Here is a 16006-nt window from a genome sequence, read left to right on the forward strand (position 1 = left end):
ACTCACCCGTTCGCCACTAATCCACCCCGAAAGGCTTCATCGTTCGACTTGCATGTGTTAAGCACGCCGCCAGCGTTCGTCCTGAGCCAGGATCAAACTCTCCGTGAATGTTTTCCCGTAATCGGGAGACACACACGACGAGCGGGACAACACAGCCGGAATAAGGCGTGTCGTCCACAGCGTCCTCGCTAGTGTTGCCCGGCCGCACCCCCAAAAAGGAGGCCGTCCGGGTCTTTTTCAAAGGAACCACCAACCCACCGGTAAAGGTGGGCCGGGGTATCAACATTTGGCGTTGACTTTTGGCACGCTGTTGAGTTCTCAAGGAACGGACGCTTCCTTTGGTCCCTTTTCACGGGGCCCTCCGGGCGCTTCCCTTCGGTATTTCGTGTTTCCGACTCTACCAGACGCTTTCGTGTCCGATTCCCCGTCGGCGGGGTGCGTTCCAGGTTCCCGCTTTCGCGTTTCCCTTTCCGGCGATTCCGACTTTATCAGAAGCATTTCGGCCGAGCTAATCGGCTGCGTGTTTCGAATGAATCGGGAAGCTCTCTGGAAATCAATTCCACGAGAACGAGATAGACACTAGCTGTTGCGGTTGAGTATGTCCAACAGCAGGCAACCGTTTAAATCTACCTCCCCACACGAACCGTGTCAACGGCTTTTGTGGGGTGACAGGACAGTAGCAGGTCAGAGGGGGCCTACGCACATCACGCCGCAATGGGGAGCTCCGCGCTTCGGTCGGCCAGTTCGACGTCTCCCTGCTCGCCCCCCCGGGCTGCTCGGCCACCGATGACGTAGACGTAAAGAAGAAATGCCAGCTCGGCGACGATGCCGATGGTGACGCGCCCCCAGGTGGGCAGGCCCGACGGCGTAACAAAGCCCTCGATGACGCCGGACACGAAGAGGACCAGGGCAAGGCCGATGGCCATGCCGAGGGCTGCTCGGCCTTCCTGGGCGAGGGCCGCGCGGCGGGGGCGGGGGCCCGGGTCGATCAGGGTCCAGCCGAGGCGAAGGCCGGTGCCGGCGGCGACGAAGACCGCGGTGAGTTCCAGCAGGCCGTGTGGGAGGACCAGGCCGAGGAAGGTGTCGAGGCGGCCTGCCGAGGACATCAGGCCCATACCGACACCGAGGTTCAGCATGTTGAGGAAGAGGATCCAGATCACCGGGAAGCAGAGGAAGGCGCCCAGGACCAGGCACATGGCGGCGGCCTGGGCGTTGTTCGTCCATACCTGTGCGGCGAAGGAGGCCGCGGGGTGGCTGGAGTAGTAGGCCTCGTACTGGCCTCCGGGGCGGGTCATCTCCCGGAGTTCCGACGGGGCTGCGATGGCGGACTGGACCTCCGGGTGGGTGGCGATCCACCAGCCGATCAGAGCGGCCACGGCAGTGGAGAGCAGCGCCGTCGGTACCCACCAGTGGCGGGTGCGGTACATCGCTGCGGGGAATCCGGCGGTGAGGAAGCGGGCCGCGTCGCGCCAGGATGCGCGGCGGGCGCCCGTCACGGTGGAGCGGGCGCGGGCGACCAGCTGGGTCAGGCGCGCGGTGAGCATGGGGTCGGGGGCGCTGGATTGGATCAGGGAGAGGTGCGTGGCCGTGCGCTGGTAGAGGGCGACGAGTTCGTCGGCCTCGGCACCGGTCAGGCGGCGGCCGCGGCGCAGAAGGTGGTCCAGGCGGTCCCACTCGGTGTGGTGGGTGGTCACAAAGACGTCGAGGTCCATGGTCGGCTGCTGCTCCAGGCACTGGGTCCGTACGGTCCGTACTACGCGGCGCGCGCTGCGGGTCAGCTTGGCAGACTGAGGGATCCAGGGGCAGGGAAGGACGTCGAAGGGTGGGCAATCGGTGAATGAGCTTGTGACGGGCGATGCGGTCGTACTGGGGCTGCGTCCGGCGAAGCTGCCCAGCCGGGCACTGGCTCTGGCGATCGACATGGCCGTGGTGTGGACGGTGTATCTGATCGTGTCGATCGGGCTGGCGCTCGCCACAGGCTCGTTGGACGAGGCGGCGGGCATGGCACTCGCTGTGGCCTCGTTCCTGCTGGTGCTTGTGGGAGCGCCGATCGCGGTGGAGACGCTGACCCAAGGGCGGTCGCTCGGGAAGCTGGCCTGTGGACTGCGGGTGGTGCGCGATGACGGGGGGCCGATCCGGTTCCGGCACGCGCTCGTGCGTGGGGCGGTGGGGGTGGTGGAAATCCTGATGACGTTCGGGGTCGTCGCCTGCATCGCTTCGCTGGTGTCCGAGCGCGGGCGGCGGATCGGCGATGTGTTTGCCGGGACCCTTGTGGTCCGGGAACGCGTTGCGACCGGGCGGATGGCCGCTGTGCCGCCTCCGCCGCCGTGGCTCCTGGGGCGGTTCGCGGGACTGGATCTTTCAGGTGTGCCTGATTCGCTTTGGCTCGCGGTGCGGCAGTACCTGACGCGGATGAGGCAGCTCGATCCGCAGGTGAGCTGGTCGATGGCGGAGCGGCTGGCCGGTGATCTGGCGGCGCGTACAGGTGCGCCCGTGCCGGAGGGTGTGCCGCCTGCCGCCTATCTGGCTGCCGTGGTGAATGAGCGGCAGTACCGGGACGCGCGGAAGGCGTTCGTGGCGGCGGGGGCGGCGCGGGCGGCCGATGTGGGCCCGGGTGGCGGCCCGGGTACGCGGGGTGGAGCCGGGGTGATCGGGGCGGCTGCCACCCCCGATCGTTCGGCGATACCCGTGGCCCCGGGCCGGCCAGTACGTTCGGGTGCTTTTGCGCCTCCGGACGCCGCGGCGGTTTCGGGGCCTGCGGAGGAGTACGGGGTGGGCTCCTCCCCCGACGCGGGGATGAAATCGGACGCGGGAGCGGGGGCGGAGTTGGGACCGGGAGCGGGGGCGGAGTTGGGACCGGTGGGAGTCGGGCCTGGGCGGGCGGGCGAGGTGCCGGGGGGCGGGGCGCCGCACGCCGGGGCGCGGCACGCCGAGTCGCAGGCACCTCCTGCCACGGGGTTCGCGCCGCCTGCGTAGACCGGCTCGCGAGTTCGTGGCGGTCGCGGGACGTGCGTAGACCGGCTCGTCGGTACCTGGCGGTCACGGTGCGTGAGGGTCACGGTGCGTGGGCAGACCGGCTCATCGGTACGTGACGGTCACCGTGCGTGTGGGGGGGCAGTGCGTGCGTCCGGCCCGCCGATACGTGGGGTTCGCGGTTCGTGGGGTTTTCGGTACGTGAGGGTCCGCGGTACCTGGTGTCCGCGACGTGCGGGGACAGTGTTAGCGGCTTACGGCGCGGGTGTTTGCGGCGTAAGTGTCTGAGCCGTAGGTGTCGGCAGCGTGCGGCGCGGTGTCCGGGTCGGTGACCGTTGGTGGCCGACTCACCGGGCAGGGCCGACGGTGCGTGGGGCCGACGGTGCATGGGGCGTGGCCCGGCGGTCAGTCGCACGCGCCTTGCATACCGAGGCTCACATGCTCGGCTCGGGGAAGGCCGACGGCGGTGTCTCCAGGTGTTCCAGTTCAATGCCCGGTGCCGAGAGAACCACGTCCCCGGCGATGTGAATGGTGTGCTGCTCGCCCGTGTCCAGGGCGCTGACCTGGTATTCGTCCACGGTCAGGGGGCCATTGTCAGTGGCATGCGCTTCACTCTTCATCAGGGCCCAGGACTGGTCGAGGGTGCGGGGGGCGAGGACCGGGTCAGTGAAGGCGACCAGGCGGACGCGAGTGGCGGGGGAACCGGGGGTGAGGCGCAGCAGGCGGGTGGTGGCGATGAGGAAAGCGGGGGATGCGCCGGTGAAGGCATGCGCGGGGACGTTGCCTTCGGTGGCGTGAGTGCCGGTCGGGTCGGTTCGGACCCAGGTGACGCCTTCGAGGGCGGCACCGCGGACCTGCCAGTTCGCGGCGTTCAGTTCGACCCGGATGGGGCGGCCGAGTTCGTCGAGGGTGAGGTCGACGGAGCCGGCGTGGTCGCCGGCGGGGGTGGTGATCTGCGAGACGTAACGCCAGCCGGAGGGGCCGGGGGCGCAGTGGAAGTGTTCTTCACCGAGGGGGGTGTGGTCGTGGGAATCGTGGAGCGAATAACGGCCGCGAGGCATGGGGTCCTTCAGAGTCCTACAGAGGTCTGACACGGGGCAGGCCCCCGGCACGGGGGTGCGGGGGCCTGCCTGAAAACCTACTGCTGAGCGTCTGCCGCTGGGGTGGGGATCAGTAGCGGTAGTGGTCGGACTTGAACGGGCCCTCGACCGGGACGCCGATGTAGGAGGCCTGCTCCGGGCGCAGGGTGGTGAGCCTGACGCCGAGGGCGTCGAGGTGGAGGCGGGCGACCTTCTCGTCGAGGTGCTTGGGCAGCACGTAGACGTCAGTCGGGTACTCCTCGGGCTTGGTGAACAGCTCGATCTGGGCCAGGGTCTGGTCCGCGAAGGAGTTGGACATCACGAACGACGGGTGGCCGGTCGCGTTGCCCAGGTTCAGCAGACGGCCCTCGGAGAGAACGATGAGGACCTTGCCGTCGGGGAACTTCCAGGTGTGGACCTGCGGCTTGACCTCGTCCTTGACGACGCCGGGGATCGCGGCGAGACCGGCCATGTCGATCTCGTTGTCGAAGTGACCGATGTTCCCGACGATCGCCTGGTGCTTCATCTTGGCCATGTCGGCGGCCATGATGATGTCCTTGTTGCCGGTCGTGGTGACGAAGATGTCGGCGATGGCGACGACGTCGTCCAGCGTCGCGACCTGGTAGCCGTCCATCGCCGCCTGGAGCGCGCAGATCGGGTCGATCTCGGTGATGATCACGCGGGCGCCCTGGCCGCGCAACGACTCCGCGCACCCCTTGCCCACATCGCCATAGCCGCACACGACCGCGACCTTGCCGCCGATCAGGACATCGGTGGCCCGGTTGATGCCGTCGATCAGCGAGTGGCGGCAGCCGTACTTGTTGTCGAACTTCGACTTCGTCACGGCGTCGTTCACGTTGATCGCCGGGAACAGCAGCGTGCCGTCGCGGTGCATCTCGTACAGGCGGTGGACGCCGGTGGTGGTCTCCTCGGTGACGCCGCGGATCTCGGAGGCGAGCTGGGTCCACTTCTGCGGGTTCTCGCCGAGGGTGCGGTTCAGCAGACGGAGGATGTAGCTGTACTCCTCGCTGTCCGCGGTGGCCGGGTCCGGGGCCGCACCGAGCTTCTCGAACTCGACGCCCTTGTGGACGAGGAGGGTGGCGTCGCCACCGTCGTCGAGGATCATGTTCGGTCCGCCGGTGGGGGTGTTCGGCCAGGTCAGGGCCTGCTCCGTGCACCACCAGTACTCTTCGAGGCTTTCGCCCTTCCAGGCGAAGACCGGGATGCCGGCGGGGCTGTCCGGAGTGCCTTCGGGGCCGACCGCGATGGCGGCGGCGGCGTGGTCCTGGGTGGAGAAGATATTGCAGGAGGCCCAGCGGACCTGGGCGCCCAGGGCGACCAGGGTCTCGATGAGAACGGCGGTCTGCACGGTCATGTGCAGCGAGCCGGTGACGCGGGCGCCGGCGAGCGGCTGGGTCGCGGCGTACTCCTCGCGGATCGACATCAGGCCGGGCATCTCGTGCTCGGCGAGAGTGATCTCCTTGCGCCCGAAGGCGGCGAGGGAGAGGTCGGCGACCTTGAAGTCCTGGCCGGTGGCGACAGTCGTCATGCGAGCTGCTCCTCGTGAGGTTGGGTCGAGGTGTGAATACGGCTGACTCTGCGGCGGGCGGGCACACGAATGCCCGAGCGCTAGCAGCGCAGTCCGTCGGAGGCCCTCTCTCCCTCGGCCGGTCCGTGGACCGCCCGACCGCCATCAGCAGCGACGTCTGGCTAGGTCACGAATCTACACCGATCGGAGCAGTGGTCCACAGCCCACCTGTTCAGGGCGGTGGCGGGAACCAGTGGGGCCATAGATGTACATTCAAACCTTTTTGGACTTTCGCTCTCGTGCCGATGTGTTGCACGATGCGCCTACATCAGGAACATACGCGCGACCTTGCGGAACGAAGTCGTCAGTCGTTAGGAGATCCGCGTGACGAGTCCGGCCGGCCCCAACCGGGACGGAGACCTGAGCGGGCAGAAGAAGCTGAAGCTTCTCGCGGTCACCGCCTGCCCCACCGGTATCGCCCACACATACATGGCCGCGGAGAAGCTGGCGCAGGTCGCCGAGCAGCTCGGCATCGATATGAAGGTGGAGACCCAAGGTTCGATCGGGGCTGAAAACATTTTGACTGACAACGATGTCAGAGACGCTGACGGGATCATCATCGCGGCCGACAAGGACGTCGACCGCAGCAGGTTCGTCGGGAAGCGGGTGCTGGCCGTCGGTGTGGCGGAGGGCATCCGTCATCCCGAGCAGTTGATCGAGCAGGTGAAGACCGCCCCCGTGCACGGTGCGGGTGGCGGAGGCGGATCGGCCGAGCCGCTGAGCAACAGCGGTGGCGGCGGCAAGGAGCGCAGCGTCCCGTACAAGGCGCTGATGAACGGTGTCTCATACATGATCCCGTTCGTCGTGGTCGGCGGGCTGCTGATCGCGATCTCGCTGGCGATCGGCGGACATGCGACGCCGGAGGGCCTCGTCATCCCGAAGGATTCCTTCTGGATGGACGTCTTCAACATCGGGGACATCGGCTTCAAGCTGATGGTGCCGATCCTGTCCGGTTACATCGCCTACGCGATCGGGGACCGGCCGGCGCTCGTACCGGGCATGATCGGCGGCTGGATCGCGAATACCGGGGCGCTGTACGACTCGGAGGCGGGCGCGGGCTTCATAGGTGCGATCGTCACCGGCTTCCTGGCCGGTTACGTGGTGCTGTGGATCAAGAAGGTGCGGGTCCCCAAGTTCGTCCGGCCGATCATGCCGATCATCGTGATCCCGATTGTCGCGACGACGGCGCTGGGGCTCTTCTTCATCTACGTCATCGGGAAGCCGATCTCGTGGGTCTTCACGCATCTCACCGACTGGCTCAGCGGGATGACCGGGACCAGTGCGATTCTGCTGGGCGCGATTCTCGGGCTGATGATCGCGTTCGACATGGGCGGGCCGGTCAACAAGACGGCGTTCCTGTTCGGCGCGGGGCTCATCGCCACCGGCAACCAGACCGTCATGGGCATGTGCGCCGCCGCGATTCCGGTGATGCCGCTCGGCCAGGGGCTGGCCACGGTGATCCGGCGTCGGCTCTACTCGGAGCAGGAGCGCGAGACCGGTATGGCCGCGCTCTTCATGGGCATGTTCGGCATCTCCGAGGGTGCGATCCCGTTCGCGGCGGCCCGGCCGGCGCAGGTCATTCCGGCGAACAGGCTCGGTGGCGCGGTCGCCGGTGCGCTCGCCGGTCTGGCCGGTGTGGAGGACGCGGTGCCGCACGGCGGGCCGATCGTCGCCGTGCTGGGCGCGGTCGGTGGCGTGCCGATGTTCTTCGTGGCCGTGGCCGCGGGAACTGTCGTCACCGCTATCACTACCAACGCGCTGATCAGCATCAAGGAGCGGGGCAAGCGCGGCGCGGGCATCGGTGCCGGTGTCGGAGGCGGAGGCGGAGTCGGAGTCGGCGCGATGAGGCCTGAGGCCGCGCTCGTCGGGGCTGCAGTAGGTGCGGGAGCAGGGGTAGGCGCAGGGGCGGGAGCAGGGCTAGGCGCAGGGGCGGGAGCAGGAGTAGGCGCAGGGGCCGGTGCGTCGGTGGCCGGTGGTGGGGCGTCGGTGGGTTCCGGTGCTGTGGCTGGTGGTGGTGCAGGTTCGAGTGGCGGTGCGGGCGTACGTACCGAGAAGGACGTGTCGGGTCCTGCCGGGGCTCCTGTCTCCCCGGCTGCTCCCGACGCCCCCACTCCCCCGGCCGTCCCCGCGTCCTCCGCCGACAGCGAGGGCGAGGTGCTTTCCGGGTATCTCACCGAGCAGACCGTGAAGGTGCAGCTGGCCTCGCAGGACAAGGAGGCGGCGATCCGGGAGATGGCCGAGATGCTGGCCGCCACCGGGAACGTCACGGACGTGGACGAGTTGGTGCGGGTCGCGCTCGCGCGCGAGGCGCAGGGCACGACCGGGCTCGGCGAGGAGATCGCCATTCCGCACGCCAAGACCGATGCGGTGTCCGCCCCGACGGTGGGCTTCGCGCGGTCCGCGGAGGGCATCGAGTGGGGGGCGATGGACGGGACGAAGGCCAAGCTGATCTTCATGATCTCCGTGCCGGAGGCGGCTGCGGGTGACGAGCACCTGCGGATCCTCGCGCTGCTCTCGCGCACGTTGATGGACACCGGCTTCCGCGCCCGGCTGTCGGCGGCGCCGGACACGGCGGCGATCCTCGGCGTACTGGGCGAGATCCAGTAGCAAAGGGAAGCGTGTGGCAGAGGACCCCCGCCGTTCGACGGCGGGGGTCCTCTGTGTGGTCGTTGGACGACGTGTCAGTGCGCGATGGGTGGGGTGGCCTCGCCGCCCGGGGACTTGCCCGGGTTCTCGCCCGCCGCTGCCGCCGACTCGCTGTAGATGTCCGGCTCCAGGTAGATCACGCGCGCGATCGGGACCGCCACGCGGATGCGCTCCTCCGCCGCGTTGATCGCGTGGGCCACGTCCGCCGCCGTGTCACCGGCCTCGACCGCGATCTTGGCGGCGACCAGCAATTCCTCGGGGCCAAGGTGGAGCGTACGCATGTGGATGACGCGGGTGACGGTGTCGCCGTCGACGATCGACGCCTTGATCTTGTCGACCTCGTCCGTGCCCGCGGCCTCACCGAGGAGGAGGGACTTCGTCTCGGCGGCCAGGATGATCGCGATGACGATCAGCAGGATGCCGATGCACAGGGTGCCGATGCCGTCCCAGACGCCGTTGCCGGTCGCCAGTGCGGTGCTCACGCCGGCGAGCGCAAGGACCAGACCGACCAGCGCGCCGAGGTCCTCCAGCAGGACGACGGGCAGCTCGGGGGCCTTCGCGCGGCGGACGAACTCCCTCCAGGAGAGGTTGCCGCGCGTCTGGTTGGACTCCTTGATGGCCGTCCGGAAGGAGAAGGACTCCGCGATGATCGCGAAGACGAGGACGCCGACCGGCCAGTACCACATCTCGATCTCGTGCGGGTGCTTGATCTTCTCGTAGCCCTCGTAGATGGCGAACATGCCACCCACCGAGAAGAGCACGATGGAGACGAGGAAGGCGTAGATGTAACGCTCGCGCCCGTAGCCGAAGGGGTGCTGGGGGGTCGCCTCGCGCTTGGCCTTCTTGCCGCCGAGCAGCAGCAGGCCCTGGTTGCCCGAGTCGGCGAGCGAGTGCACGCTCTCCGCGAGCATCGAGGACGCGCCGCTGAAGAGGAACGCCACGAACTTGGCTACTGCGATCGCGAGGTTGGCGACGAGTGCCGCCACGATCGCCTTGGTTCCGCCTGACGCACTCATGGATGCAGAGTGTCCCTTCCTTGATGGCGCGACCCTGGCGCCGCCGTACGACTACGGCGGCACATTGTTGCAGCTTGCCGGGGGAAGCCGTGCGGATGAGGTGTCAGGCCACCACTGTGGCGCGGAAGAGGGCGCCTGTACCGGACAATTCCACTGACTCGCGCGCGGGTACGAAGGCCGACTCCCCCGGTGCGAGAACGAGTGCGCCGGCGCGGATCCTGCCGGCCGTGCAGAGCAGGATCTGCGGGGTGGCGGACGGCAGTGTGCGGGGCGCGGCGCCCTCGGCCAGGACGTGGCGCGAGAGCCGGAATTCGTCGATCGGGGTGTCGTAGAGCTCTTCGCCGTCGGGGGACGCCTCTGGGCGCAGGACGCCGGTGTCGGTGGCCTCGAAACGGACGACGCGCAACAGCTCGGGTACGTCGACGTGCTTGGGGGTCAGGCCGCAGCGCAGGACGTTGTCGGAGTTCGCCATGATCTCGACGCCCAGGCCGTTGAGGTACGCGTGCGGGACGCCGGCCCCGAGGAAGAGGGCCTCGCCGGGCTGCAGTTGTACGTAGTTGAGCAGCATGGCGGCGATGACGCCCGGGTCGCCGGGGTAGTGGTGGGCGATCGAGGCGTACGGGGAGTACGCGCCGCCCAGGCGCTCGGCGGCTGCTGCTGCCTCGGTGATGGTCTCGGCCATCTCGGCGCGGTCCGCGGTCAGCACGGCGGTGAGTACCTCGCGCAGCGCTGCCTCTTCCGGGTGCGCGCGCAGCAGGTCGACGTACGGCTTGAGCGAGTCGACATCGAGGGCGGCCAAGACGTCGGCGGCCTCGGCGGGCGGGCGGAAACCGCACAGGCCGTCGAAGGGGGTGAGCGCGCAGATCAGCTCGGGCTTGTGGTTGGCGTCCTTGTAGTTGCGGTTCGGGGCGTCGATGGGGACACCCCGGCGCTCCTCGTCCTCGTACCCCTCTTTGGCCTGGGCCCGGTTCGGGTGAACCTGGAGGGAGAGGGGGGCGCCGGCCGCAAGCAGCTTGAGCAGGAAGGGGAGGCGCGGGCCGAACTTCGCGGCGGCCTCGGCGCCCAGTTCCTGCTCCGGGTTCGCAGCGATGACGTCGGAGAGCGCTTCCTTGCCCCCGGCACCGCGGTCGATGCGCGAGGGGGCTCCGGGGTGGGCGCCCATCCACATCTCGGCCTGGGGCTCACCGGTCGGGGCGACGGCGAGCAGTTCCGGGATGGCGGTCGTGGAACCCCAGGCGTAGGGGCGCACAGTGTTCGACAGGCGGTCCATGGTGCTTTCCCTCTGGGTGGGATGAATAAGTGGCTAGGTGGTCCGAGTGGTTCTGGTGATCCACGAGATCCGCGTGATCCACGAGATCCGCGTGGGCCGCGTGGTCCGCGTGGTCCTGGTAAGCCGCGTCGTTCCGGTAAGCCGCGTCGTTCCGGTAAGCCGCGTGGTTCTGGTGATCTTGGCGGGCGTCCAGGGCCGGGCTCGGGTTCGGGTCCCGGCTCGGGTCCAGGAAAGCCGGTTCGGCCGGATGTCGGCGTGAGTGCTGGTGCTGGTGCTGGTGCTGGTGCTGGTGCTGGTGCTGGTGCTGGTGCTGGTGCTGGTGGTCATGATCGCCCGGCGGAGGCGAGCGCCAGGTAAACGGCGGCGAAATCCGTGATGGCGAGGAGCTCGGCAAGATTCTCCAGCTCGCCGCCTTCCTCGGGTTCGAGTTCGCTGATGGCCGTGTCGTGGCTGAGGGCGAGCTCGCGGGCGGTGGGGGCCGCAGAGAGACCGCCGGTGGGGCGGTCACGCAGGAGCACCACGCGCGCGTGCATGGGCTGCGGCTCGTCGACCCGGTCGCGGAAGAAGTCGTCGGGGTCGGCGCCCGCCGCGAAGGCCCCCGCGAGCAGCACACCGTGGGCGGGCAGCGCCTCGGGCAGCTCGGCGCAGAGAGCGGGTCGGCCGGCCAGCTCGGCGAGCACGGCGGCGAAGCGGCGTCCCGCCGGGCCCGCGTACTGCCCCTCCGTCCAGACGAGGGGGAGCGAATCGGCCAGCTCGGAGGCGAGTGTCTTCGCCGGATTGCTGTACGTCGCGATGGCCGGGCCACAGCGCTCGGCGGTCCGGTCCAGGCGGTCGGCGACGAGCCGCAGGGCGTCGGGGGACGCGGTGAGCAGGCCGACGCGGTCGAGGAGGACGAGGAGCGGAGTGAGGAGGGCCCAGAGCGCGCCCGGTCCTGCGGCGGAGCTCTCGTCGTACTCCTCATACGGGGCGGTCGCCATCGGTACGGCCAGGCCGTGCACGCCGCCGATGGACTCGCTCAGCGGGGAGTTCTGCGGGGCGACGGCGACGACGGTGCAGCCGCGGCGGTACGCCTGCTCGGCGAGGAGCGCGAGGCCGGGCTCGGAGCCGTCCGTCGTGACCAGGAGCAGCAGATCCACGGAGCCCGCCCAGCCGGGGAGGGTCCAGCGCAGGGCGCCCGGTGCGGGGGCGACGCCGGAGGAGCGCAGCCGGGTCACCGGGCAGGCGGCGCCCGCGAGTGCGGTGAGCAGGTCGGCCACGCCTGCGGCGGCGGTGCCGGGGCCCGCGATCAGTACGGCGCGGGGGCGGCCGTCCGCCTTGATCTCGGCGAGGCCGGCCTCGGTGGCGTGCCGGGCGGCGGTACGTACCCGCGCACCCGCTTCGGCCGCGCCGCGCAGCAGGCCACGGCGGTCCACCCGGGCCAGGGCCTCCGGGTCGTCCAGCAACGACTCGTCGAGCATGGGGCGGGCCTCCGATCACCGGGCGCGGTGGGCTGCGCGCAGAGGGACGTCATTCGGGCCGGCGGTCGGGCTGAGCGACCGGGTGGTGCGCTCAGCCTTGTCGCGCCGGGGTCCGGCCCTGGGCCTTGCTGGGCTCAGGGCCTGGCCGGCTCGGTCGCTTCAGGGCTGCTCGGAGCCTGTGGCTCAGAACCTGCAGCTCAGGGCGTCCGGACCGGAGCTTCCTGATCAGGCGGGGCGGCGGGCCTCGTCGACGAGGAGGACGGGGATGCCGTCCCGTACCGGGTAGGCGAGACCGCAGTCCTTGCCGGTGCAGATCAGCTCGGGTGCGTCCGCGCTGGACGCGTCGCTGAGGGGCGCGTGACAGGCGGGGCAGGCGAGGATCTCCAGAAGGCCGGCTTCGAGCGGCATGGGGTGGGTCCCTTCGAGCATGCGGATTGGGCCACGTCAGCCTACCGCCGGGTGAGGCGTGGCGCGGTCTGACGAGCGGCGGGAATCGGCGGGGTGCGGTGCGGGGGTGGGCAAAGCGCTGTTTTGGGCGGCGTGGGGGTGCCTTGCGGCGGTGGAATGGCGAGACGTCGCGCGGGTGCGGTGGGGTGCGACCCGGTGGGGTGCGGGGGCCCGGCGGGGTACGGGGCCTGGTGGGATGCGGGGCTCGCCTGACCGCCGTCCACACCCGCCGTCCGCACCCGGCGGCGGGCGGGACCCGGTCGGGTTTCGGGCGCCGCCTGACCGCCGTCCACACCCGGCAGCCGGGCCCCGGCGGGGTGCGGGAGGGGGGTGCTGGGCCACGGCGGGGTGTAGGGGGCCGGGCTCCGGCGGGGTGCGGGGAGCGCCGGGATGCGGCCGGGGTGCAGGGGTGCGCCGGGGTGTGGGGGTGCGGCCGAGCTCCGCCGGACCGCCGTCCACGCCGCGGCCAGGCCCGGCGACCGGGCCCCCCGGGGGGGGCACGGGTCGATCGAAAAGGGCCGCCGATGCGAAGTCCGGCGATACCAGGTCAGGCGCGCGCCCCGCGAACCAGGCCACCGGTACCGGGATGCCACAGGGACCGCCGGGCCGCGCCCGGCGCACGAGCCGCCCGAGCCGGGTCCGTCCGATCAAGCCCGGCGCACACGGGCCCGTCCGCGCGGCACGACCCTGACCCAGGGCGCGGCCCGGGGGCGCCCGAGCCAGGGCCGCCGGTACCGCGCCTCTCCGCCGGGCCGATCCCGTCGCACGAACCGTCCGCGCCGGGTCCGCCTGATCCGCTCCCCGCGCAGCGGGCCGCACAGGATGCCTGGGACCGGCCGTCGGCTCGGCGGATGCGGCACAGGTCGTCCGCGCCACGCGTGCCGGACCGGATCCAGCACCGCAGCCCGGCTCGGAGGGTGGGGCACAGGCCGCCCGAGCCGGTCGTCCACCGGACGGGGGCCCGCTCGGGGGGCCCGCTCGGGGGGCCCGCCCCCTGCCGGGCGCTTGCGGCGCCCGGCGGTGTGGGTGCGCGTCGAGAAGGAGTGTCAGGCGCGGACCAGGGCGAGGGCCTCGTCGCGGACCCGGGTCATGGTGGGCTCGTCGCGGGCCTCCACGTTCAGGCGCAGCAGCGGCTCCGTGTTGGACGGGCGGAGGTTGAACCACCAGTCCGCGGAGGCGACCGTCAGGCCGTCGAGCTCGTCGATGGTGACGCCCTCGCGGCCCTCGTACGCCGTCTTCACCGCGGCCAGCCGGCCCGCCTGGTCGTTCACCGTGGAGTTGATCTCGCCGGAGCCCGCGTAGCGGTCGTACTGTGCGACGAGCTCCGAGAGGGTGCCCTCCTGGCCGCCCAGCGCGGCCAGCACGTGCAGGGCGGCGAGCATGCCCGTGTCGGCGTTCCAGAAGTCGCGGAAGTAGTAGTGCGCGGAGTGCTCACCACCGAAGATCGCGCCCGTTTCGGCCATCTCGGCCTTGATGAAGGAGTGGCCGACGCGAGTGCGGACCGGGGTGCCGCCGTTCTCCTTGACGACCTCCGGGACGGACCAGGACGTGATCAGGTTGTGGATGACCGTGCCCTTGCCGCCGTTGCGAGCGAGCTCGCGGGCGGCGACGAGCGCGGCGATCGCGGACGGCGAGATGCCCTTGCCCCGCTCGTCGACGACGAAGCAGCGGTCCGCGTCACCGTCGAAGGCCAGGCCGAGGTCGGCGCCGGTCTCGCGGACCTTCGCCTGAAGGTCGACGATGTTCTTCGGGTCGAGCGGATTGGCCTCGTGGTTCGGGAAGGTGCCGTCCAGCTCGAAGTACATCGGGATCAGGTCGACGCGCAGGCCGGCGAAGACCGTGGGCACGGTGTGGCCGCCCATGCCGTTCCCCGCGTCCACCACGACCTTGAGGGGGCGCATCGAGGCCAGGTCGACGAGGGAGAGAAGATACGCCGCGTAATCAGTCAACGTGTCACGCTGCGTGATGGTTCCGGTGGTGGCGGCCGGAGTCGGCGCACCCGCGTCGGACCACTGCTCGACCAGTGCGCGGATCTCCCCGAGGCCGGTGTCCTGGCCCACCGGGGCCGCGCCCGACCGGCACATCTTGATGCCGTTGTACTGCGCGGGGTTGTGCGAGGCCGTGAACATCGCGCCCGGCAGCCCGAATTGGCCGGATGCGAAGTACAGCTGGTCGGTCGAACAGAGGCCGATCTCCGTCACATCGGCCCCACTCGCCGCAGCCCCGCGCGCGAACGCCCGCGAGAGTCCCGGCGACGAAGGCCGCATGTCGTGTCCCGTGACGATCGCGGCGGCATTCGTCACCTGTACGAAGGCAGCTCCGAACAGTTCGGCCAGCGGCTCGTCCCACTGGTCGGGGACCACTCCGCGCACGTCGTACGCCTTGACGATCTGCGACAGATCTGCAGCCACGGCCAATCCTCCTGAGGTCCTGCGCGGGTGTCCTGTTCGGTCACCCCAAAACTACCCGCACGATGTTGCGGAGCGGTCCTACGGCAGCATCCAGCCGAGTACTGGCGTGCTTTGGCCCATGACAATCAGACACAACACCAGCAACAGACCCAGACTCCACGGCAGCACCTTGCGCAGCAGGTCCCCCTCGGTGACGAGCGGAAGGGCCGCGACGAGCGCGGACAGGGCGAGCGAGTCGGCGACGGGTTCCAGCTGCTGCACGAACACACGGGCCTCCCGGATTCCGCGATACGGAAATGGATGTCTCGCGGGTGGAGGCATGGTCATGTCCGCGACGAAGGCGGGGCAATGGTGCGTCGGGGGGAGATCCGGTGAAGGGGCCGGCGCGAGTGCCGCCTGCTCGGCGCGCTCAGGACTCCGGGACGCCGTCGGGCTCGCCCGGGGTCCACCCGGGCTCCCTCCGCGTGCGGACGCGAGGGTCGGGGCTGTCAGGGCTCCGGGGAGCGCAGCACTCGGAGATGGCTGCGGCGCGCGACCTCCATCGGGTCCGCCGTGCGCGCTCCGATGCCGGTCTCGGCGGCGCGGTCGCGGGGCCTGACAGCCTCACGGACGGCGTTGGCGAGCGCTTCGAGGTCGTCGCCACTGGGGCGGGACGGCGCGGAGCTGCCGGCGAGGCGCAGGACCTCCCAGCCGCGCGGGGCGGTCAGTCGATCCGCGTGCTCGGCGCACAGGTCGTAGCAATGGGGCTCGGCATAGGTGGCGAGGGGGCCGAGGACTGCGGTCGAGTCCGCGTAGACGTACGTCAGTGTCGCGACAGCAGGGCGGCCGCACGCGGTGCGCGAACAGCGACGTACAGGGCTCACGACGCTGGACGCTACCGCACTCTTGAGCGGGCTGCGACGACTCTCCGGGACGTCACTCCACCGTGTCGCGGCGCGAACTCCGTCCCAGCCGTCTCCCGAGTAACTGCCCTGACCTGCATGGGGAGCGCGTGACACAGACAGTGACCGCACGGCGGCAGCCGCGACTTGGGGCAAATAGCGTCAATCGGCGCGAGATACATGGTCGCGTCCGGGCGTGAAATCGAGTCCGAACTTGGCCGGAATGCTCAATAAGCGA

13 protein-coding genes and 1 rRNA gene are annotated in these 16006 nt (G+C 70.1%); 3 read left to right on the top strand and 11 right to left on the bottom strand.

Features of this window, described 5'->3' with window-relative positions; translation table 11 throughout:
* Together QMK30_RS01365 and QMK30_RS01370 are read right to left on the bottom strand one after the other, a co-directional pair.
* Positions 1–108, bottom strand: a 16S ribosomal RNA gene (locus tag QMK30_RS01365); the annotation flags it as partial.
* A gap of 596 nt (positions 109–704) precedes the next feature.
* The gene (locus QMK30_RS01370; protein WP_283515235.1) at positions 705–1712 is read right to left on the bottom strand and encodes a stage II sporulation protein M; all 1008 of its coding nucleotides are present in this window, start codon (positions 1710–1712) and stop codon (positions 705–707) included.
* A gap of 121 nt (positions 1713–1833) precedes the next feature.
* Between QMK30_RS01370 and QMK30_RS01375 the strand changes: the two genes are divergently transcribed.
* Positions 1834–2976 (top strand): RDD family protein, encoded by a 1143-nt coding sequence (locus QMK30_RS01375; protein ID WP_283515236.1) that lies wholly within the window; start codon positions 1834–1836, stop codon positions 2974–2976.
* A 431-nt stretch (positions 2977–3407) separates the two neighbouring features.
* Here QMK30_RS01375 and QMK30_RS01380 read toward each other — a convergent pair whose 3' ends face one another.
* Both QMK30_RS01380 and ahcY read right to left on the bottom strand, forming a co-directional pair.
* The gene (locus tag QMK30_RS01380) at positions 3408–4034 is read right to left on the bottom strand and encodes a hypothetical protein (RefSeq protein WP_283515237.1); all 627 of its coding nucleotides are present in this window, start codon (positions 4032–4034) and stop codon (positions 3408–3410) included.
* 109 nt (positions 4035–4143) lie between these two features.
* Positions 4144–5601 carry an adenosylhomocysteinase gene (gene ahcY / locus QMK30_RS01385; RefSeq protein ID WP_283515238.1) on the bottom strand — a complete coding sequence of 486 codons (1458 nt, stop codon included), beginning with the start codon at positions 5599–5601 and terminating at the stop codon, positions 4144–4146.
* A 363-nt stretch (positions 5602–5964) separates the two neighbouring features.
* Between ahcY and QMK30_RS01390 the strand changes: the two genes are divergently transcribed.
* On the top strand, positions 5965–8247 hold the full coding sequence (locus tag QMK30_RS01390; protein ID WP_283515239.1) for a fructose-specific PTS transporter subunit EIIC: 2283 nt from the start codon (positions 5965–5967) through the stop codon (positions 8245–8247).
* Between the two features lie 74 nt (positions 8248–8321).
* Here QMK30_RS01390 and QMK30_RS01395 read toward each other — a convergent pair whose 3' ends face one another.
* Together QMK30_RS01395 and manA are read right to left on the bottom strand one after the other, a co-directional pair.
* On the bottom strand, positions 8322–9302 hold the full coding sequence (locus tag QMK30_RS01395) for a cation diffusion facilitator family transporter (protein ID WP_283515240.1): 981 nt from the start codon (positions 9300–9302) through the stop codon (positions 8322–8324).
* Between the two features lie 103 nt (positions 9303–9405).
* Positions 9406–10572, bottom strand: a complete 1167-nt coding sequence (manA, locus tag QMK30_RS01400; RefSeq protein ID WP_283515241.1) for a mannose-6-phosphate isomerase, class I — start codon at positions 10570–10572, stop codon at positions 9406–9408.
* Positions 10573–10618: 46 nt separating this feature from the next.
* Here manA and QMK30_RS01405 point away from each other — a divergent pair, with 46 nt between their 5' ends.
* Complete coding sequence (locus tag QMK30_RS01405) at positions 10619–10831, top strand: hypothetical protein (RefSeq protein WP_283515242.1); 213 nt, start codon at positions 10619–10621, stop codon at positions 10829–10831.
* Positions 10832–10895: 64 nt separating this feature from the next.
* On the opposite strand, the gene QMK30_RS01410 is transcribed toward QMK30_RS01405, so the two are convergent.
* The 5 genes from QMK30_RS01410 to QMK30_RS01430 form a co-directional block, all read right to left on the bottom strand.
* Positions 10896–12029 (bottom strand): SIS domain-containing protein, encoded by a 1134-nt coding sequence (locus QMK30_RS01410; protein ID WP_283515243.1) that lies wholly within the window; start codon positions 12027–12029, stop codon positions 10896–10898.
* Positions 12030–12254: 225 nt separating this feature from the next.
* Positions 12255–12437: a Trm112 family protein gene (locus QMK30_RS01415; protein ID WP_283515244.1), complete on the bottom strand. Its 183-nt coding sequence runs from the start codon at positions 12435–12437 to the stop codon at positions 12255–12257.
* Positions 12438–13522: 1085 nt separating this feature from the next.
* Positions 13523–14887, bottom strand: coding sequence for a phosphomannomutase/phosphoglucomutase (locus tag QMK30_RS01420; RefSeq protein WP_283515245.1), 1365 nt, complete (start codon positions 14885–14887; stop codon positions 13523–13525).
* A gap of 78 nt (positions 14888–14965) precedes the next feature.
* Entirely contained in the window at positions 14966–15154 is a 189-nt protein-coding gene (locus QMK30_RS01425; RefSeq protein ID WP_283515609.1) for a hypothetical protein, read from the bottom strand.
* A gap of 221 nt (positions 15155–15375) precedes the next feature.
* Entirely contained in the window at positions 15376–15750 is a 375-nt protein-coding gene (locus QMK30_RS01430) for a DUF3499 domain-containing protein (RefSeq protein ID WP_283515246.1), read from the bottom strand.
* Positions 15751–16006: the final 256 nt, after the last annotated feature.

It is taken from the genome of Streptomyces sp. H27-C3, from assembly GCF_030063415.1.
GTDB lineage: Bacteria > Actinomycetota > Actinomycetes > Streptomycetales > Streptomycetaceae > Streptomyces.